The 19,788-nt window shown below is 60.4% G+C and carries 16 protein-coding genes; 7 read left to right on the top strand and 9 right to left on the bottom strand.

The window, feature by feature from the left end; all coding sequences use genetic code 11:
• Nucleotides 1-42 precede the first annotated feature (42 nt).
• From AC0NIL_RS32795 to AC0NIL_RS32780, 4 genes are all read left to right on the top strand, one after another.
• A complete protein-coding gene (locus AC0NIL_RS32795) occupies nucleotides 43-816 on the top strand; it encodes a PP2C family protein-serine/threonine phosphatase (protein ID WP_013525286.1) in 774 nt (257 codons plus the stop codon).
• A 5-nt stretch (nucleotides 817-821) separates the two neighbouring features.
• Complete coding sequence (locus AC0NIL_RS32790) at nucleotides 822-3,230, top strand: serine/threonine-protein kinase (protein ID WP_473573615.1); 2,409 nt, start codon at nucleotides 822-824, stop codon at nucleotides 3,228-3,230.
• Nucleotides 3,231-3,314: 84 nt separating this feature from the next.
• Nucleotides 3,315-3,725 carry a DUF1036 domain-containing protein gene (locus AC0NIL_RS32785; protein ID WP_164920121.1) on the top strand — a complete coding sequence of 137 codons (411 nt, stop codon included), beginning with the start codon at nucleotides 3,315-3,317 and terminating at the stop codon, nucleotides 3,723-3,725.
• Entirely contained in the window at nucleotides 3,722-6,052 is a 2,331-nt protein-coding gene (locus tag AC0NIL_RS32780) for a M23 family metallopeptidase (protein WP_473573614.1), read from the top strand. The genes AC0NIL_RS32785 and AC0NIL_RS32780 overlap by 4 nt, the downstream gene beginning before the upstream one ends.
• A 100-nt stretch (nucleotides 6,053-6,152) precedes the next feature.
• On the opposite strand, the gene AC0NIL_RS32775 is transcribed toward AC0NIL_RS32780, so the two are convergent.
• A complete protein-coding gene (locus AC0NIL_RS32775; RefSeq protein ID WP_013525282.1) occupies nucleotides 6,153-6,683 on the bottom strand; it encodes an OmpA family protein in 531 nt (176 codons plus the stop codon).
• Between the two features lie 148 nt (nucleotides 6,684-6,831).
• Here AC0NIL_RS32775 and AC0NIL_RS32770 point away from each other — a divergent pair, with 148 nt between their 5' ends.
• The gene (locus AC0NIL_RS32770) at nucleotides 6,832-7,443 is read left to right on the top strand and encodes a DUF6931 family protein (protein WP_224673521.1); all 612 of its coding nucleotides are present in this window, start codon (nucleotides 6,832-6,834) and stop codon (nucleotides 7,441-7,443) included.
• Between the two features lie 45 nt (nucleotides 7,444-7,488).
• Here the strand turns inward: AC0NIL_RS32770 and AC0NIL_RS32765 are convergent, their stop codons facing one another.
• The 3 genes from AC0NIL_RS32765 to AC0NIL_RS32755 all read right to left on the bottom strand — a co-directional run bounded on the left by AC0NIL_RS32765 (nucleotide 7,489) and on the right by AC0NIL_RS32755 (nucleotide 12,161).
• On the bottom strand, nucleotides 7,489-8,730 hold the full coding sequence (locus AC0NIL_RS32765; protein ID WP_224673649.1) for a caspase family protein: 1,242 nt from the start codon (nucleotides 8,728-8,730) through the stop codon (nucleotides 7,489-7,491).
• A 20-nt stretch (nucleotides 8,731-8,750) separates the two neighbouring features.
• Entirely contained in the window at nucleotides 8,751-9,860 is a 1,110-nt protein-coding gene (locus AC0NIL_RS32760; RefSeq protein WP_024504495.1) for an OmpA family protein, read from the bottom strand.
• A gap of 132 nt (nucleotides 9,861-9,992) precedes the next feature.
• The gene (locus tag AC0NIL_RS32755) at nucleotides 9,993-12,161 is read right to left on the bottom strand and encodes a hypothetical protein (RefSeq protein ID WP_473575090.1); all 2,169 of its coding nucleotides are present in this window, start codon (nucleotides 12,159-12,161) and stop codon (nucleotides 9,993-9,995) included.
• On the opposite strand from AC0NIL_RS32755, the gene AC0NIL_RS32750 reads away from it, so the two are divergent.
• Nucleotides 12,147-12,788: a hypothetical protein gene (locus AC0NIL_RS32750; protein WP_473575088.1), complete on the top strand. Its 642-nt coding sequence runs from the start codon at nucleotides 12,147-12,149 to the stop codon at nucleotides 12,786-12,788. The genes AC0NIL_RS32755 and AC0NIL_RS32750 overlap by 15 nt on opposite strands.
• A gap of 623 nt (nucleotides 12,789-13,411) precedes the next feature.
• On the opposite strand, the gene AC0NIL_RS32745 is transcribed toward AC0NIL_RS32750, so the two are convergent.
• The gene (locus AC0NIL_RS32745) at nucleotides 13,412-14,137 is read right to left on the bottom strand and encodes a hypothetical protein (RefSeq protein ID WP_013525277.1); all 726 of its coding nucleotides are present in this window, start codon (nucleotides 14,135-14,137) and stop codon (nucleotides 13,412-13,414) included.
• Nucleotides 14,138-14,324: 187 nt separating this feature from the next.
• On the opposite strand from AC0NIL_RS32745, the gene AC0NIL_RS32740 reads away from it, so the two are divergent.
• Nucleotides 14,325-15,782 carry a caspase family protein gene (locus AC0NIL_RS32740; protein WP_024504498.1) on the top strand — a complete coding sequence of 486 codons (1,458 nt, stop codon included), beginning with the start codon at nucleotides 14,325-14,327 and terminating at the stop codon, nucleotides 15,780-15,782.
• Between the two features lie 341 nt (nucleotides 15,783-16,123).
• On the opposite strand, the gene AC0NIL_RS32735 is transcribed toward AC0NIL_RS32740, so the two are convergent.
• Genes AC0NIL_RS32735 through AC0NIL_RS32720 form a run of 4 tightly spaced genes read right to left on the bottom strand, consistent with a single transcriptional unit; the run spans nucleotide 16,124 to nucleotide 19,764 of the window.
• Entirely contained in the window at nucleotides 16,124-17,044 is a 921-nt protein-coding gene (locus tag AC0NIL_RS32735; protein WP_127414889.1) for a phosphorylase family protein, read from the bottom strand.
• Nucleotides 17,045-17,058: 14 nt separating this feature from the next.
• Entirely contained in the window at nucleotides 17,059-17,850 is a 792-nt protein-coding gene (locus AC0NIL_RS32730) for an ABC transporter permease (protein WP_473542092.1), read from the bottom strand.
• A complete protein-coding gene (locus AC0NIL_RS32725; RefSeq protein WP_473573612.1) occupies nucleotides 17,843-18,730 on the bottom strand; it encodes an ABC transporter permease in 888 nt (295 codons plus the stop codon). Before AC0NIL_RS32725 ends, AC0NIL_RS32730 begins: the two co-directional genes overlap by 8 nt.
• On the bottom strand, nucleotides 18,727-19,764 hold the full coding sequence (locus AC0NIL_RS32720) for an ABC transporter ATP-binding protein (RefSeq protein WP_473573645.1): 1,038 nt from the start codon (nucleotides 19,762-19,764) through the stop codon (nucleotides 18,727-18,729). Before AC0NIL_RS32720 ends, AC0NIL_RS32725 begins: the two co-directional genes overlap by 4 nt.
• Nucleotides 19,765-19,788: the final 24 nt, after the last annotated feature.

Here is a 19,788-nt window from a genome sequence, read left to right as displayed (position 1 = left end):
GGTGCGCCGCAGAAGGACGCTTGAAAAGCGCTTGGTGGCAAATTGAATACTGTCGCCCTTTCCGTTGAGAGCTTCGGCGTGAGCCACAAAGGCTGTGTCCGTGAGCTCAATGAAGACAGCTATCTGGTCGAGCCACAAACTGGCGTCTGGGTGGTAGCCGACGGAATGGGTGGACATGACGCCGGAGAGGTCGCTTCCGCCAGTATCGTCGATCATCTGTCAACAATCGGCATTGCGAGCTCAGCTCCCGATCTTCGCGCCCGCTTCGAGGACAGGCTGGGCCGGGCCAATGCCGAGATCCGAGGCATATCTGAATCCCGCGGCATAACCATCGGTTCCACCGTTGCCGCCCTGCTGGCGATGGACGGGCGGTTTGCCTGCCTGTGGGCGGGTGACAGCCGCGTCTATCTTGTCCGCAACGCCTCGATCTCGCAGATCTCGAGAGACCACACCGAAGTTCAGGAGCTCATCGACCGCGGTATCATCAGCGCAGCCGAAGCACGCACGTGGCCGCGCCGCAATGTCATCACGCAAGCGATCGGCGTCAGCGACGAGATTGTCATCGATTTCCAGCAGGGAGAAATCATGCCGGGGGATATTTTTGTGTTGAGCACGGATGGTCTGACGGCGCATGTCACCGACGCCGAGATCGAGGCGGCGACGGTGTCGGCGACACCTCAGGCAGCCTGCGAGAACCTGCTCGACATGGTGCTGGCGCGCGGCGCAACGGATAACGTCACGATCGTCCTCGTAAAGATAGGACACGAGCGCGATGGCCAATTGCCTCCTCCATATCTGCATAGAGCGAAGGCCTGAGGTTGATGGGCTCCGACGACAAGACGCGCATATCGGGGGGCATGGCCAACACCGTCGTAGGCACGCAACTCAGCGGCATCTACGAGCTCGACGAACGCATCGCATTCGGTGGCATGGGCGAGGTTTACCGTGGTCATAATATCCAGACCGGTGACCATGTCGCGATCAAGATCGTCTTGCCCGAGTTCGCCCGTGACCAGACGATCTTGTCGCTGTTTCGCAAGGAGGCATTGATCCTCAATCACCTGTCGCATGACGCGGTCGTGCGCTACCACGTCTTCACGATCGATCCCGGGATCGGCCGTCCCTACCTTGCCATGGAATTCGTCGACGGTGAGTCGCTGTTCGACATCATGCGGCGTGGCGCGATGCCGGCGGCTGATGTGCGCAAGCTCTGCCACCGCCTCGCCTCCGGCCTGAGCGCCGTGCACCAGGCGGGAGCAATACACCGCGACCTCTCGCCCGATAACATCATCTTGCCGGGAGGCCGGGTCGACCGCGCGAAGATCATAGATTTCGGTATCGCCCGGTCGGCGAGTGTCGGCGGTGAGACCCTGATCGGCGGAAAGTTTGCGGGAAAATACAACTATGTTTCACCCGAACAGCTCGGGCTCTACAGCGGCGATGTCAGTGAGCAATCCGATATCTACAGCCTGGGGCTGGTGCTGGTTGCCGCCTTGCGCGGCAAGCCAATCGATATGAGCGGATCGCAATTCGAGGTCATCGAAAAGCGCCGGACCGTGCCTGATCTCACCGACATCGACGATGATTTTCGTGACATCGTTGAACCCATGCTGCAACCGGATCCGCAGGACCGACCGGTTAGCATGGCGGAAATCGCCAGGATGACGCGTGACGAAAACGAGGAGACAACCCCGCCGGCGTCCATCACACCCCGCGATCGGTCGGCTTTGCCGCGAACCTTTGCATCCGGCAGCAAAACCCAGGCACGATCACACAATGTTGAAAGGCACGACGACGCAGCCGCAGCGGGCCCAGGCGGACAGCCCTTCGTAGAGCACGTGCGGCCCGCGCATTTGTTCGAACGGCCGCCTGCGGCGCCGATGCCGCGCGAGGCCACGGCGCGTTTGCCTGGAAGGTCCACAAGGACCCGAACCCTGGCGATCGCTGCCTTGGCGATGCTGGCTGTGGCCTCCGGCGCGGGCCTTTACCTGGGCGGCTTCATGACGCCTGCCACACCGACTGCCGGCAAGACATCGCTTTTGGCACCGGAGCCGTCCAAGCTCCCGCCCGGCCTGTCAAAGCCGCCCCTGGCGGACTCTGCCGCCCCTGAGCCGGCAAAGGCAGTTTCGCCCGTGCAGGCCAGCGGACAGGCGGCTGAAAATCCGGCAGATACGTTGGGGGTTCAAAAGCCGGAGCCTACCAAGCCCGCCGAAGTCCCCTCGCAGAACGACGTCGTCGCGAAGTCACCCGCAACGGACGCCAGGCCGCCACCCGAAAAGGCATCGCCGCCAATCCAGCCGGATACGATGACCAGCGACAGTCAAACGTTGGCCGCTTCCAGTGAGACAACCGCCCCGACGCCGCCGGTAGAGAAAGCCTCGACGCTGCCGCCCGCTGAGCCCAAGGTTGGCGAGAGCCAAAAGCCCGAACCGCAGGCCAGCAAGCCGGCGGCACCCGCAACGCGGGAGCCCAATCCCACTGCGGCCCCGCCGGCTGTCGCGAACGCCGAGAGCCCTGCCTTGCCGACAAGCAACCAGCCGGACCAACCTGCTGTCGCGTTGAACGTGCCCAAACCGGAGATTCCCCCGGCCGTCGACGACATCGCCCAACGGGTGTCATGGGTTCGCGACTTCGGCGGCGGCGACTGTTTCTATGCGACGATGACCTCAGCAACCGACAAGGCTGCCGCGATCGAAGGCTTTGGAACATCGGTCCAGCCATTCGAAGGCATGCTGGCCGAGTTCCAGGCCAAATTCCATGTCGAGCCGGACATCAGCGTCCGGCTCATTGAACCAAGCCAATGCGAAGTCACCAATTTTCTGCGCTTTATCGGGCAGACCGCATCAGACAAGCCGCAGCTTGTTCTCGATCGGACATCGGTGCCAAACGGTACGCCGATCAGCGGAACGCTGGTGACGCGTGGCGGGCTCAGGTCCAGCGTGCTGTTGATCGACCATAAAGGCATGGTGTTCAATCTCGACGACCGCATCGTCGTAGAACCCGGCAAGGCTACTTTCAGCATCCCGATTGGTCTCGGGGCCGCCGACAAAGCCGCCGGAAAGGCGGTGCCGCAGATCATAATGGTGATCACGGGCCCTCAGGACATCCAGGCAGCCGCGTTCTCCACGCCCATGCCAGCCTCGGTGCTGCTCCCCGAGATTCTCGAAGAAATCGAGACCGACGGGTCTCAATTCTCGGCCACCGCCCAGTATTTCCGGCTCGGCGGATAGCATGGGCGCCCGATGCAACTCAGCCGCTCTGACCCGCCGATAAGGCAGTTTGATCCGGTTCGGGCCCCTGCCCTGCGTGGCAGCATGAGGCTTGCGGTCATGGGGGGGGCGGCCCTGTTGGCCGTGCTGTCATCCAGCGAAGCGCGCGCCGAGTTCACGGTCTGCAATCAGACTCTGGATGTCGTCAATCTCGCCGTCGGCCAGAAGGTCGACAATGCGGACCAGACCGATGGCTGGTGGACCATCGGCGCCAATCAATGCGTAAACGTCATTCGTGAGGAACTGACGAACCGCTACATCTACATCTACGCAACGGACGTGTTTGGTCATGCGATCCTCACAGGATCGACCGAAATGTGCCTTGAGCGGCGACGTTTTTCGATACGCGGCATCGACGAGTGCTGGCAGCGCGGCCATATCGCGGCACAATTTCTTGAAGTCGATACCCTCGAACAGGCGCGGTGGACTTTCTTCCTTACGGGAAGCAATCCGTGACGCACGGTATCGACACGAGCTTCAGGCAGAAAAAGCAGGCGCGCGCGGCCCTTCGCAGGCGCACGCTTCGGCACAGGCTTGTTGCCGGTCTCGCGGTGGCTGTGCTGCTCTCTATCGCCGCCGGTTTCTACCTCACCGCCGAGTATTGGTCGTTCGGAGACGAAGACGAGGAGTTGCATGCGGTCGAAGGGGCGGACGATATGCCGGCGGACGCATCCGTGTATGTGCCAGCCATTATCGATCTGGCGGGGGACCCGATGTGGATCACGCTGGCGCCCGATGCCAGCGCCGCAACCAAAGGCCGGACAATGCCGCGCCCGGCGGAACTCAACCAGGCCGGCGTTTCTCCACAGATCGAAATCCTGTCTGACGTCATGCTTAGCGCGAGCGAAAAATTCATGACAACGATACCGTCGACGCAAGAGGATTTTGCATTCTTCCAGGCGCAACGAAAGACTGCTGCCCCACCATCCGGTGATCTGCAGAATGATCTTGAGCCATCGCCGATAGAGGGGGAACCAGCCGCAGCGCCCGACCAAAGGGCGGACGCCGATGATCCCGAAGCCGGCTGGGGCGAGACCATCGATGCGGGCGATGCAGCCCTTCCCGCATTCCAGAAGACGCAGATCGAAAACAACACGAGTGTCGCAACCGTCTCGAATGAGTATCAGCGGTTCGAGGCGACCGAAGACACGTTCGTGAAAATCCTCAACGACCGCTCTTTGGACAGCGTCGCGCTCGATGCGCATTTCTCCGCAGAGGACGCCAAGCTGGCAGGGCAAGCGCTGAAGGCGCTTTTCAACCGCGACGGCCTGGAACCGGGCTATGTCATCGCCATGCGTGGTTTCAGGCCGAGGCGCGAGACGACGACCATGTCGCTGATGCAGGTGTCCATCTACGCCAAGAACGTCTTTGTCGGCACGCTGACACGCAATGCGGCGGGCGCATTCGTATCGGGTGTCGATCCCTGGGTCCGTGAAGATCTGTTCAACTATTCGGGCGCACAGGGGGAAGGCACGCACAAGCGGCAGTATCGCCTGCTCGACGCGATCTACTCGACGGCGGCTCGCAACAGTGTTCCAACCGGCGTGATCGGCGAAGCGATCATGTACCTATCGCGAGGGCAGGATCTGGACGCCTTCGCCAGCGAGGACCAGCGCCTTGTGCTGATCTACTCGCAAACGCCGCGCGGCAAGGGCGAGACTGACGGGCGTGTGCTGTATGTCGGCGTGCAGGGCACCGAAAAGAGCCTCGACTGTTTCGTCTTCCAGCTGAGCGAGGGCCAGTTTGCGTGCGTTACCGGTGACGATCAGGTCCGCTCGCTGACGGTCACCAACGGCATGGTCACGCCCGTCAACGGGGTGATGACATCCACCTTCGGGCCACGCAAGCATCCAATTCTCGGCACCGTTCGCATCCACAAGGGCGTCGACTGGGCGGCTCCCGTTGGCACGCCGATCGCAGCCGCCTTCGATGGTGACATCACCTTCCAGGGCGATGGCGGCAGCTATGGCAATCTGGTGAAGATCTCGCACCCAAACGGGCGCGAGACGCGCTATGCGCATATGCTGAGATTTGCAATCGGGACCGGTGTCGGAACCAGGGTGAAAGCCGGCGATGTGATCGGCTATATCGGCACCACCGGCCTTTCGACCGGGCCCCACCTGCATTTCGAACTCTACCAGAATGGCGCAGCGATCGACCCACTCGGCACGGTCACCGCGGTCGCTTCCGACGATTCCGCGGTCGAGACGCTCACCGACCGTATCGTTCATGTCGAAAGCGGCGGCAGCGCTCGCGCCAAGAACCCAAATTCCTCAGCAACCGGTGCAGGGCAATTCATAAGCAAGACCTGGATCAGGATGATGAACACCTACCGCCCGGAACTTGCGCGCACGCTGTCGACAGCCGACCTGCTCGCACTGCGCTACGACGCCACGATCTCGCGTGAGATGGTTCGCAACCTGGCTCGCGAAGGCGAGGCCTATCTTCGGGAGCGTGGTCACCAGATTACGGCGGGCAGACTCTATCTCTGTCATTTCCTGGGAATGGAAGGCGCGCACCAGGTGCTGTCGGCCACAGGTTCGGCGCAACTGAGCGCCGTGCTGGGGTCGGCCGTCATCCAGGCCAACCCGTTTCTCACCGGCAAGACCGCCAGCTACGTCGTGGACTGGGCCGAAAGGAAAATGGGCCAGAAGCTGGGCCGCATGGCCACTGGCGCCGCCCAGCAGACAACGACCACGGAGGTCCGCCAGACGTCACCGGAGTTTGAAAAATACAAGCAGGCCGTCACCGCCGTCATAAGCTCAATTCAGAATACGCCTTGAACCACGCTCGCGCTGCTCTATCAGATGCTCACCCCTGTCCAAATTCCATCGGGTAGAACAATCTTCGCCCCATCCCAAGCTGCGGCGCAGCTTTGCGTGGCTATTGTGTCTTTATCCGCATTTCCACGCGGCGATTGAGCGGATCGTATGGGTTGGAACTGCGCGGGTTCTTTTCACCCATGCCGACCGCGTTGATGCGATCAGGCTCGATGCCGCTGGCCGTGAGGAAGGCGGCTACCGATTTCGCTCGTCGTTGCGACAGGCCTTCGTTGTGGTGCACCGTGCCGGTGGCATCGGTATAGCCTTCGACGACGAAGCTGAACGTGCTCAGCCGGTTGTCCTTCAGGGCTTTGGCGAACTCGTCGAGTTCAGCGCGCGCGGTGGCGTCAAGTTCGGCCGAATCCAAGCCGAAATTGATCAGCATGTCGAGGCCGGTTTTCACTGCCGACGCGTCATTGGACTTGCTTTTGCACTCCTCCGCGGAGCCAACACAAATCCCGCGGGACTTGCCGAGATCGGCCGCACCAGCAAAAAACTTCACGATGTCTTCCGATTTCTGAACGGGGTCGGCGGAAGCGTGGGTCGAGAAAAGCACGACCGCCAACACAAAAGCTGAACTGCTCCACTGCATAGCGGCTCCTCCTGGTTGAGTATTCCGATTTTCGATGTTGGGATCATAGCAAATTCGCAGGCAATTGTCTGTCTGCAATCGCCGGGGGCGTGACAGTTGTTGCCGCGTCACCGGTTGAGACTTGACCCGCGCCGCGCCTAAGGCTTGAGTGGCCAAGCTTCTCGATGAAAGCGTGGCGGTCATGGCCAATGGGCTCCGGTTCAAAACGGCAAGGGATCTTTTCGCGGCGTGTCCTGCTATTGCGCGGGACATGAGGAGCCTTCCAACCGACCAGCGCTCGATCGAGTTTTGCCGCGACCTTCTCGCAGGGCGCGTTCCCGAGGAAGCGGTTACATTTTGTGCCTACCTGCTTCCCGAGCGAGCCGCGGTCTGGTGGGCCCATGAATGCCTGAGCCACCTGGCCGACCTGTTGGATGAGACCGATCATCAGTTGCTCCCGCTGGTCCACAACTGGGTGGGCGAACCGGACAGTCTCCGCCACCAGGCGGCGCTCAGCACAGCCGGCGCGACGCCGCCAACAACGCCGGTCGGCTGGATTGCTCTGGCCGCGGGATGGCGTGACAATGGTTCGGCCAGGGCCGCGACGATGGCACCGGCGTTGCTGCCGTTTCCAGCCGCCCACGCAATCAATGCCGGGATTCTGGCCGGACTGGCGCGTGTCGCACTGGCTGACCGGTTCACCGTTCTTTCGGCATTTGTCGAAATGGGCATCCAGATGGCTGAGATCGAGGCCCTGAGCCAAGCAGCGGATGCGGATTAGAGCATTCGCCCGGCAGAAACCGATGGATGCCGTCATCATCCTGGCTTACTTACAGCCACCTTGCGCCCATTTTGCGAGCGCCACCTTGAAGCGCGTTCCAAGCGGATGTTGAAGCCGTAAGACAGACACGTCGTTGGCGGCGAAATTTTTCGACTGTTCACACAGCCGGGCCTCGTTCCATTCATGGCAACCGTCGCAGTGCTTTCCTTCCCATACCGACTTGTCGAGCCCCTCCACAGGACTGAAGCGTGGCTTGCCCTTGATCAGCTCCGCAATGCTCTTGCCGTCGATTTCCGGATCGCCGAAATCGACAGGATGGTCAAAAAAGATAGGCTCGTCGGAGGCAAGCCTTGGGATTTTCTGACGAAGCATATCGAGCGAAAGTTGGGCGTCGTCGGCGCCCGACGGGTTTGCCGCAACGTTTCGCCCATCCGAACCGGCTTCCGATTTCTGAGTGGTCGCCTCGCCGACGATCAGCGGTGCGTTGAGGTCGATCTTGTGCAGGACGACCTCAGTGGTCAGCGAGACATTGCTCCAGGGGCGCTGTTTGCCGGCGGTTACCTTGAAGACATCGGCGGTAACGCGGTTCATGGCTTCGGTGATGGAAACGTTTGTTTCGCCCATATGCGCCAGCAGCGCCGAAGCGAACGGCGAATGTTGGCCCGACCCGTCAAAGGCGACCTGATTGGGACTGGTGGCGAACGCGACAAGCGTGCCGGCGCCACCATTCTCGATGGGAATTTCGGCAAGGCCGCTTCTTGCTCCCTTCACGCCGGCGGTCTTTGCCAGCACTTCGGCAAGCGGATTGTCACGGCAAGCGTCGAGAAAAATCAACCTTATGCTGGTCTCGCGCGACATTTGCCGCAGGACGAAGTCCACGGGCACCGCCTCGAAATCGAGCGAAGTCTCGTCCTCGAGTGCTGCGTCGACCGGAAGAAGGTAGTTGCTGCCTGAAACCTGCAACCCGTGGCCGGCGTAGAAAAAAAGGGCGATATCGGCGCCGCGCACCTGCTTTGCGAATTGCGCAATCGTCGTCTGGGTCTGCAATTTGGTCAGATCGAAGCCGGAAACGACTTCAAAGTCCAGATTCTCGAGGCGTTCGGCCATGGCGTGGGCGTCGCGTACCGGATTGGTCAGCGCCGGCGCATGCTCATATTGGGAGTTGCCAAGGACCAACGCAACACGGCGTTCAGCACTGGCGGCCGACAAAGTCAAAAGCAGTGCCAGCGCTACAAGCGCAATGGCGCCCACAAGTCCACCGCAATGGCCGATACGATCAAAACCCACCCGGGACAACAGGGCGTCCCTCAGTTGACGAGCTTAGTGGCGGAAAACTCGATCCGCCGATTGAGCGCCTTGTTCTTCGGCGTGTCGTTGTCGGCAACCGGGCGCTCCTCGCCATAGCCAGTCGCCGCGATCTGGGTGCGCGGAATGCCAGCGGCAACTATGGCGTCGGCAACCGCCTGGGCCCTTCGCTCCGACAGGCGCTTGTTCTCGATGGGCGACCCGTCGGAATCGGTGTGTCCAGAAACCTCGACCTTCAGGCCCGGGCACTTGCCCACGACGCCGACGACCTCAGCAAGCAGCGGCCGGCTTTGGCTATCGAGCCGCGCGCTCGCCGTTCTAAAGTAGATGGCTCCGGTGCGCGACAGCACCGCGAACCTGTTGAGGCACTCCTCGTCGCTGAAGCTGGTCTTCGCCGCATCGGTGGTGACAGGCCCGACATCGGCAGTGCTCGCCGCAACCGGTTGGACAACAGCCGGCTTGCTGCCGTCAGCGACGAAAACGAAATCGAATGAAACCGATGCCGTGGGAACAATATTGGTCACGTTGGCCGCCTGCTGGAGTTTATCCACGTTCGGCAGCAATCCGAAGTCTTCCACATGCACGGCGACAGGAGCCTCCGAAGCGACCGACACCATGGTGTCGCTGATCATGGTGACCACGATGTTGGCTTGAAGATCCTTGTCGACCCCGTGCAGGCTGAGACGGAACGGAAGAACCGCCTTCACACGTCGCTTGGTCGCCAGGTCGGCAAATGCGGCGGGATCTACCTTCGCGGTCAGTTCGGCGGAGGGAAACTTGAATGTCTCGAAGAAAAGGAACCGCATGCGGACGTTGCGAAGGTCAACCCCTGTATCGACCGAATTGAGGTCGAAGGTGACTTTCGCATCACCCGCCGAGGTGAGGCTACCGGAAATATTCCTGATCTTGTTGGTTTCGACGATCGTGTTCTTCTTGACCGATTGGTAGGTCAGGACCGAAGCGGTCGAGTCCAGCGTCCAGTTCGTCTCTGCCTTCGCAGTTCCCAGTCCGGGCCAAATCAACACCAACAACGCAACGACCAAGCCAAGCGCGTTTATAACGAGCCAGCCTCTTGCCCGTGTTTTCCACCAGACTCCCACGACTTCGAACATGGAACCCCCTGCCTAGAGCAGTTCACGATTTCTCAGCGAGGAGCATAGAACACTTGCTGTCGCTTGGCGAGCATCTCGCGTGGTGCGGTGCACCACTCCCGAGCGATGCAAATCTCGGGTTCATCGTCTTGGTTAGAAGGCGATCTTCAGTCCGAGCTTGGCGCCGATGGTGGAACTGTCCGATGACACCTTGCCGCGAACTTCGCCGTTGACGGTGGTCGCGGCCGACATCTTCAGGTTGAAGCCGGTCGACAGCGCGGCGGAAAAATCGGCATCGTTGAAGTCGATCTCCCTGGTGTCGATTTCGGTGGTGTTCTTGTAGCCGAAACGCTGCTGCAATTCGCCTCGCGCATAGGGGCTGATCACCATTCCGTTGCTTAGCGTGTAGTCGCCATAGATGCCGGGCTCGAGCTTGATCGCGCCAAAAGAAAGCTTGCTCTTGCCGAACTCGTTGCCGCCGCTGTCTTTATAGGGATCGCCACGGAAGGAAACGCCAAGCAGGCCGCCACGCAGATCGAAGCGGGTGCGCTCGCCCAGCTTGAAGATATGGCCGACCGATGCCGTCACTGCATAGCCCTTGGTATCATAGCTGCCGGTGGTGCCGAGCACGCCGTTCGTCACGTCGCTTCCACCGATGAAGCCGGAGGCCGAGACGAGCGCGTAATTGTAGTCCTTGCGAAACAGCGCGTAGCCGCCGAACAGGCCGGCCTTGTTGGTACCTTCGCCGATGGCATCAAATCCCCGAAACGCGCCGAGGTTGACGTCGGTCGAGGCGTAGCCGGCGAAAACGCCGATGTTCAGGCCGTACTCATTGTCGAACTGGAAGTGTTTGGCGGCATTGAAATCCAGGCTGATGGCAGCCGAAAAATCATTGGCATCGAAGCTCGGGCCGGAGCCGTTCAAGCCGCCGCCGCTGATGTTGTAGCCGTCATGCTCGGTATGGGCGAACTGGCCTGAAGCAAAGACCCCGAAACTTTCCGAAACCGGCACCATTCCAGAACCGGATGCGGGCGAGAGATGCAGGTCAGCATCGAGCGCGTCGCGGTTTATGCCGTAGAGAGCCTCGATTGCCACCGCGACCGCGCCGGCGTTGGTGGCACTGGTCGGCGCCGCCGCAATGCCAAAATTGACTGGCGTGGCACGCAGGAACACGCTGCCATTCGGGCCTGTGACGATCGCATAGGTGAAAAGCGAACCCGGTGTGCCGGGCACGCCTGCGACGCTGAACGTCCCGGTGACCGGGCCGTTGGTCGAAACAATGAGCGGTATGTCGGTCGGCTCGGCAAATTGCGGCGTGCCGAGCAGGTTGACGATGATGGTATTGGCGCCGGTTGCCGAAAACGCATCGGCAATGAGCTGATCCGACTGAGATGTCTGCTGGTTGATGTCGAGGCCGATGCTGGCACCGTTGAGGGTGAGGCCGCCTAGCGTCAACACATCGTCAGCGACACCGTTCGTCATGTCGATCAGCGAATTCGTCGCGATGATCGAACCCGGCATGGTGACGTTGCCGTTGATGAACAGCGTCGAGCCACTGCCCAGGTTGAGGTGGTTGATGCCTTGTATGCCGCCGTTGAAGCGCAGCGTGGAATTGTCGGAGGAAAAATTGTCGAAGCCGGTAAAGTTCTGGCTCTTGCCGCCGGCAGCGAGATCGGTGCCGGTGATGGTGCCGTTGGCGCCCGTGCCGCTGAACAGAACGCCATCGCTCAAATTGAGTGGGTCAACCGCACCGATGCCGTCGATCACGAGCGTGTCGGGACCAAGACCGGTAATGTTACCGCCGATCGTGCCGCCCGACAGATGGACATGCTCGGCGTCTATGCCGCCCGTGATGGTGCCGCCGGTGACCGAGACATTGTCGAAGCCGGCGCCGCCGGAAACGCTGGATCCGATGGCGCCGCCGCTGATGACAATCAGATCGTCACCGACATCGCCGGTGACCTCTCCCGCAAGCACGCCGCCGGAGACCAATATCTGATCGTTGCCGTCGTTGCCTTCCAGAAAACTGTTTATGGTGCCGCCGCGCAGCGTAATAACATCATTGCCGGCACCACCGCTTACCGCACCCGCAAGAGTGCCGCCGGTCATGTCGAAGGTGTCGTCACCATCCTCCAGCCCGACAGAATCCGTGCCCTCCCCACCCTCACCTGGGTCGATGCCGACACTGGCGTTGCCCGAGATCGATACGCTGTCGTCCTGGCTGCCGGCATAGATCGAGCCGTCGACCGTGCCGCCGCTGACGGTATAGGTGTTGCCGCCGCCTTCGCCGAACACCGAGCCGGTCACATGGCCCGCGGTCATGTTGAAAATGTCGGCGCCGCCCGCAAGATCAACGATGCCCGGCGATATGGTTGTGCCGACGGTTCCACCGTCGATGTTGACGGTGTCGTTGCCATCGTTGCCGAAAATGCTGCCGCCTATGGTGGCGTTGCCACTGACCGTTATTGTGTCGTTGCCGGCCTCTCCATCGATATCCAATTCGATTGCGGTATTGCCGCCGATGCTGACCTGGTCGTCGCCGGCCCCGGCATCCACGGCCTCGACGTTGCCTCCCCCTATGGTAATGGTATCACCGCCCTCACCCCCAGAGATGATACCGACGATTGGCTCGCTGAAAAAAACGCCTTCCTCGACCTCGAGGATACCGACCGATATCAGGTCGTCACCGATGCCACCGGTCACATTGCCGACCTGTGTGCCGCTGCCGGATATCACGACACTGTCGACACCATCTCCAAGATCGATGTCGTGGATGCTGCCGGCCTGGATGATAACAGTGTCATCGCCCGCCCCGGCGTCGAGATTGGCGTCGACATTTGGGGCGAACGGATCGCCCGACAAATCCCCATAGGACATCTCGAACCGGTCGTTGCCGCCAAAGAGTTCGAGGGTCCCCTCTGCCGACTGCAAGGATGTCGTTGCCGATGACGTTACCGGCGGCAGGCCACTTATGACGGGGGTAGGCGTGCTGTTGTCCAGGATACCGCCAAAGATGCTAACAATGTCATCGCCGTTTCCGTCATAATCGTTGACGATGACTGTTGACGAGTCGTTGGCTTGCCCCTTGTATCCCGCGAACCCCGTCGTGAATACGCCGCCGACATCCTGGACGTTTCCAGTTGTGCTGCACTCGACCGTGACCGATGTCGTTTCGAACGTCGTTTCGGCCGAGATGCCTGAGCCGACTGTTGTACCAGCACCGCTTGCGATAGCCGAGCACGCTTCCGCGCCAGATATCTGCAACGTGGATGCCGCCGCTAACGCAAGCAACGAAACACCCGCCAATTGATAGGCCTCGCGCGGCACTCTCATTCGATCCCACCTTACGAGAATCGATACCGTCACAGTTAAGGCAATTACAATAAATCACCGGCCCTTCAATGGGGCTCGTTGACTTGATTGACAGGCAGTGTACGCAGCGCGCTGCTCGTCGGCAATGGTTAGGCGTTCGCTCTCAGGCCACTATAAGGTCATGTGTGGCGACAAGGTCACTATCGAACTCAGATTGAACCGCTCAGATGCAGTACGACGCGGTACAAGGACGCGAACATCTAGAGGTCAGAATAGGCTGCCGAAACGGTCAGGCTTCCCGCGTGGGCAACCTTGCGGTCGTAACTTGCCCATATTTCCCCGCCGCACTGCTGGGCCCAGCGATGACAAAAAGAAAAATCGGTAGGCAAGTCCACGTCCGGCGTCACGATCTTCGAAAATGGCGTCAGAAAGCTCTCGAACTGTGCGGCGTATTTGTTTTTTCTGTAGCGCGACCGGTTCACCGTTTCGGGCAGTTTCTCAATTATCCTGGCGACGCAGTCGCGCGAAACCAAGAAGATACCCGTGCCACATAGCGATACCCGCACAAAGCCGCCCATCTCCTGCCGCGGTTCGATGATGGTTCCGAGGAACTCCAGGCTTTGCGCAAAGGCCTTGTCGAACGGCAGTTTCGACAGCGAGTGAAGTTTGCGAAGGTCGACCAGACGCCGCGGATACAAAGTTCCGACTACAGGCTTGTCGAGCGCCAGCATCGCGGCAATGAGATCGGGCGAAAAGCCCATGTCGCTGTCGATCATCAGGATGTGACTGCAGTCCAGCTTCTTGTAGTAGAAATTCGTGAGCAGATAGTTCCGGGAAAACGGTATATCCGTGTACTCGATTTCCGACAGCGTGAACGCGTAGCTGGAAAGGCTTTCGTGAGTCAGGGCCGCAAAAAGGCTGCGAACGAATACGCTTTTGTAGGCTGCTCCGTAAACCGGCAGCGCGAGGTTGATCTTGGTCGGCATCGAGCCCTCCACGGTCCAGTGACTGCATACAAATCCCTTTTTCCTATCTTTGACAGGATACTTGGTATAAAAATTTGCGGGCCTTTGGCGGCACGGGGTCCAAACGCTCGGGCAGATTGCGTTTGCGTCTGGTGCGTTCGAAGGCCGCCGGATCAAGATTGACGCAGGCTGGAACGAGCATGCCGATATGACCCACCGCCACGGATACTTGCGCATCCCGCTGCTCATGCTTTTCGCGATTTTGAGCACGATCGACGTTCGCGCCGCGGTCGAACAGAACGCCTCATTACAGCCGCGCAACCGGCTGGCGATCGTCATCGGCAACACGAACTACCAGAGCAAGCGTCTCGAGCACCTCGCCAACGCGGTCAACGATGCGACGAAACTGTCCGACAGCCTGAAGCGGCTGAACTTTGAGGTTCTGACTGGAACCGATCTTACCGCCGATGGCTTCGTCAAGCTTTTCCATGACGCCGAGGCGAAGCTGCCCGAAAGCAGCGCCGTGCTGATCTTCTACGCCGGCCACGGCATGCAGGTGCAGGGCGAAAACTACCTGCTACCGATCGATACGCCCGATCCGGAAAACCTGGACAAGCTGACGGCGCACGCCGTCAAGCTGAATGATGTGATCGCCAAATTCGCCAGTCGCGGCCGTCAGACCTTCATCTTCCTTGATGCCTGCCGCAACAATCCGCTGGGCAGCGGCGCCAACATCTCCAACGGTCTGGCGCAGGTCGAGGTCGGCGAAAACACGTTTGTCGCCTTCGCCACCCAGCCCGGGAACGTCACCGTCGACGGGACAGACGAAAACAGCCCGTTCACCACTGCGCTTCTAAAAAACGTCGAAATTCCTGGCTTGAGCATTTCGGACATGATGATCCGCGTCCGCAATGAGACCGAGGCGCTCACCGTCGGCCGCCAGGTGCCGTGGGATCAGTCGAACCTGCGTGAACAATTCTATTTCACCGAACAGCAGATGCTCGATCCGGCGCAGTTGAGCGCGAGCCTGTCGCGCATCCTGTCCGATCCAGACGCCAAGAAGAAGCTGCAGATAGAGCTCGCCTCCAACGACCTGCAGACTGCCGTGCTCATCGTCGGACAGACGCTGCGGTCCGTCGAGATTCCGGCACCGTCAGGCGGTTCAGCGGAGCCGGTCGGCACTCGGGTCGCCAATCTGTCTTCAACCGAAAGCGTTGCAGTCGCTCGCCAGAGCGTCGTCTCCGGCCTCGAAACTCTCATTGTCGGCGCCTCGGCGGGCGAAGCGGAAAAGGACAAGGCAGGCGATCTTGCGCGCAGCATTCAGACCGAACTTCGTCGCCTGGGGTGCTACCGGATGCAAGTTGATGGCGATTGGGGCACAGGCTCCATCCGTGCCCTCACCGACTACTACAAAAATACCAAACAGATCGCACCCACGACCGAGCCGACCGTCGGATTGCTCGGCGATCTCTTTTTGCGTTCCGGCAGAATCTGCAAGCAGCCGGTCATCGTCAAGGCCAAGCCGGCTAAAGTCGCGTCGGACAACGGCCCTTCGCAAACCGGTCCCAGCCGCAAGGCGGCGAAACGCGCGCAGGCCGTCCCGCAACGCCCCATAGCCCCCCCACCGGACATTAGTGGGGGGATAGGCATCGGTGGTGTGTTTTAGGACCGTGGGCGGTCAGGCGGATGTTTGGCAATGTAGCTACATCAAGCAGTTAGGAACTAGTGGAACAGCAAAGCATTCAAGTCTGCTCCAATGTTTTTCGATGTTCTTGTCCCATCTACAACGCTGAATTTCGCCCGATGAACGACTCGCTCGCCCTACCTCGCGAAGAAGGATCGTGACGGAGTTTCGGTCCCTCATTGGAAAGTCGCGGTACGAGCAAGGAGCGTCTCGATTGGGGCCGCAAGCGGCGGCCGGACGTTTCGGGCATGGGACCTTCAAAAGCGGACACTCAACGGCGCGAGCATCTCGCGCGTGAACGATGCAGACTCTGTCGCTGCTTTTCAGAACCGGATAGAACGTTCTGCCGGTTGGCGCGACTTCAACCCCTGGCAAGAGCATGCAGGATTAGCCGGAAGACGTGCCGCGGTCTCCAGAGCAACCCGCGAGGCCGTCATAGAGAGGCTCGGCAACACGTCCTCCTGCAGCAATTTCTGGCGATCGCGGTCCATATAGTCGTTGAAACCGGCCGTGACGAACGCCAGGGGCACGAAACACGCGCCGATCTCGCGCGACAAGGTGGCCTCAGGGGCGATCGAGTGGTTGAGCACGTCCGCTCCCATGCTTCGGTACGCCAAAGCTTCGGCGGGAGTCGTCAGTCGCGGCCCGTAGCAGTGGGCAGCGACCAACTGCTGTTCGATGCCATGGACGCGGCATTCGGCTGGCCAATGGCGGCGGGCGGTCTCGGCCAAAAATGCCGCAGATCTTGGACATACGATCTGCTTGCCCGAGCAGTCGAAGCTCTGGCGGCCGGGCAGCAGTGAGAACGGGGTCTGCGACAGTTCGATGATATCGGCGTTTATGACCATGTCACCGGGCTGGATCGCCTTGTTGACGGCGCCAACGGTCGAACAGGCCAGCACTTGCCTTACACCCGCTTTCATCAAGACCCAGAACGCGCGGCGATGACAGGAATGGTCGATATGGTCTCGGGGGTTGCCGTGCGAATACATGCACAGGGCACGTTTCGTTTTGCCCTCGACGGTAATGGACGCATCGAATTCGAGAAGCTTCCAATTGTCACTGGGACCGAAAGGCGTTTCAAAACTCATGTCTCGCCGCAAAGTGCGGACGCCATCGACTTCGACATCTTCCGGAAAGGCGAGACCCCAATTCGCCGATCCGGTGATAATCGCCAACCCCACCTGGGGTATGTCCGTTGATTGGTCGGCCAGATCGTTGGCTGCATGATGATTGTTAGGCATGTTTTCAGTCTCGCTCAGGATTTTTGGCGAAGGGTCACGACCAGGACAACGACCACGACGATGACGGTCCACAAGGTCGAAATCGCCGCAATGGTCGGGTCGATCTGATCGCGCAGCGACAGGAACATAAGCTTCGGCAGCGTGCTGTTTTGACCGCTGGCGACGAAGATAGAAATGACGGATTCGTCGAGTGAAGTGAGGAAGGCCATCAGCGTGGCTGACAACAGACTGATCTGGAGTTGCGGGACAATTATTCCGCCAATGGCTCTCGCCCAGTTTGCGCCAAGGCTGCGCGCCGCCTGAACCTGGTTCCAGTCAAAGCGGGCCAGGGCGGGCAACAACACAATGCAGGCGACTGGAATGGCCAGCACCACATGTCCGACCAGGACACCGAACAGCGTTCCGACCAGACGTTGCGCCGCCAGCACAAAGAAGAGACCGATCGCAAGCAGGATGCCCGGCACAATGGACGGGGTGAGCAGAACGCCCTGAATGATTACGGCGGTCTTTCCGCCGAGCCGATTTATCGAGATGCAGGCCAGCAGCCCCAGGGGGACTGCGATAAGCGCTGTCAATGTGCCGAGGATCAGGCTCGTCCGGAGTGCGGCCATCCATGTCGCCGAACCGAAGAAAGCCTCGTACCAGCGCAACGAGTATATGCGAGGCGGGAACTCGAGAAGATTGGACGCCGAAAAAGAGAGCGGCACGACAACCAGCGTGGGCAGCATCAGGAACGCCATAACGAGCGCGCAAAAGCTCCACAGGACGATGCGGGCCAGCCTGCTATCTGGATAGGCTTCAAGCATGGGCTGTGCCGATGCTGCGTCCGTCAATCAGCCGCCGCGCGGCCAGAAACATCGCCCCCACCAACGCCATAAGAACGAGGAGCAGAATGCCCAGAACGCTCGCCGAGCCCCAATCCTGGAAGGTCGATAGCGTGCGCTCGATCCGGGTGGAAAGCGGATTTACCTTGCCGCCGCCAAGCACCGCCGGCGTGATGAAGAACCCTATGGTGTAAATGAAGACAATGATCGAACCCGAGAAGATGCCGCCGGTCGAAAGCGGCAGAATGACCGTGCGGATCGTTTGCCCGAGAGTGGCGCCCATGCTCGCCGACGCGCGGACGAGGTTTGCATCGATATCGCGCATCGCCGCATAAACGGGCAGCAGAAAGAGCGGCAGCATGTAGTGAACCATGCCGATGAGCGTTCCGGTGAAGTTGTAGACCAGCGGCAATGGCTCGGCTGTCAGGCCTGAGCCGGTCAAAGCCGCGTTGATCAGGCCATCGCGCCGCAACAGCACGAGCCAGCCATAGGTGCGCACCAGTATGGAGGTCCACAACGGCAGCATGACGAAGGCCATCAGCAAATTGGCCATCCTTGGTCTGGCGCTGGCCAGGGCGAGCGCCAGGGGGGTACCGAGAAGAATGCAGATCGCCAGCGTGCCCAGGGACAGTTCAAGGGTTGTGACCAGTGCCGACCATGTCAGCCCGCTCGAAAGCACCTTCTCGTAGTTGCCGGCGGTGTACTCGCCCCCCGCGGTCAGGAAAGATCGCCGGATGATCCATAGGATAGGCAGTATCGCCGCCAGTCCCACGATGAAAAGCGCAGGCAGTGAAAGCGAGAGGAAGAACCGCCGCTCGCGTCGCGCGTCTGCCGCGAGTGTAGGATCGGCAAGCACGGTCACGCTACTGCTCCCGGTATTGCGTGAACTTTCGCTGCTGGTGCATAGGCCGTCACCCGCTGACCGGCGGCAAGTTCGGCGCAGCCGCTGGCCAGCGCCGCCGGAATGCAGACAAGAATCTCTTGCCCGCCGTCAAGCGCCAGCCTCAAAAGCCAGTTCTCGCCGCGAAACGCCTTGGCGCGCAGCGTTCCCTCAAGCGCCATCCCGTCTCGCCCGACGAGCTTCGCATCAAGATGGAAGCTTTCCGCGCGGATCATCAGAGCTTCGCCTGACGCATTGGCGCGGTCTATTCTGCGCACCGAGCCCGGGGCCACAATGTTGGCCTCGCCCATGAACTCCGCGACGAAGCGGGTCGATGGACGATCATAGATCCGCTGTGGCGTATCGATCTGCTGGATGCGGCCGGAATTCATCACCGCGATACGATCTGACATGATCAGTGCTTCGCGCTGGTCATGCGTCACATAGATCGTGGTGATCCCCAGATCATCGTGCAGACGCCGGATCTCGTACTGCATGGTTTCGCGCAGGTTCTTGTCGAGCGCCGACAGCGGCTCGTCCATCAGCATCACGCGTGGTTCGAAGACGATCGCCCGCGCTAACGCTACCCGCTGGCGCTGTCCGCCGGACAATGCGGCAATGTCGCGCTCCTCCAGACCGTCCAGCTTTACGCGGGCCAAGGCGTCAAGCGCCCGCCGACGCGCCTCCGCTTTCGGTGTCTTGCGCAGTGCCAACGGATACTCGACGTTCGCAAGGACATTCATGTGTGGAAATAGGGCATAGTTCTGAAAGACTATGCCGATGTCCCGCTTGTTGGGGGCCAGGCGAGTGATGTCGCGATCCCCCAACAAGAGTTTACCGCGATCGGGCCGGACAAAACCGGCCAGAGCCATGAGCAGCGTGGTCTTGCCCGACCCGGATGGCCCCAGCAGCGTGAGGAATTCGCCAGCCTGAATGTCGAGCGAGACATCGTCCAGCGCGACGTAAGATCCGTAGGTCTTGCGCACGCTGTCGATGGTGATCGGGAGCGACTTCATCATGTGCTTCAGCCTTAAAGCTGA

It is taken from the genome of Mesorhizobium sp. WSM1343, assembly GCF_055901535.1.
This window is presented reverse-complemented; position numbering and strand designations above follow the sequence as displayed.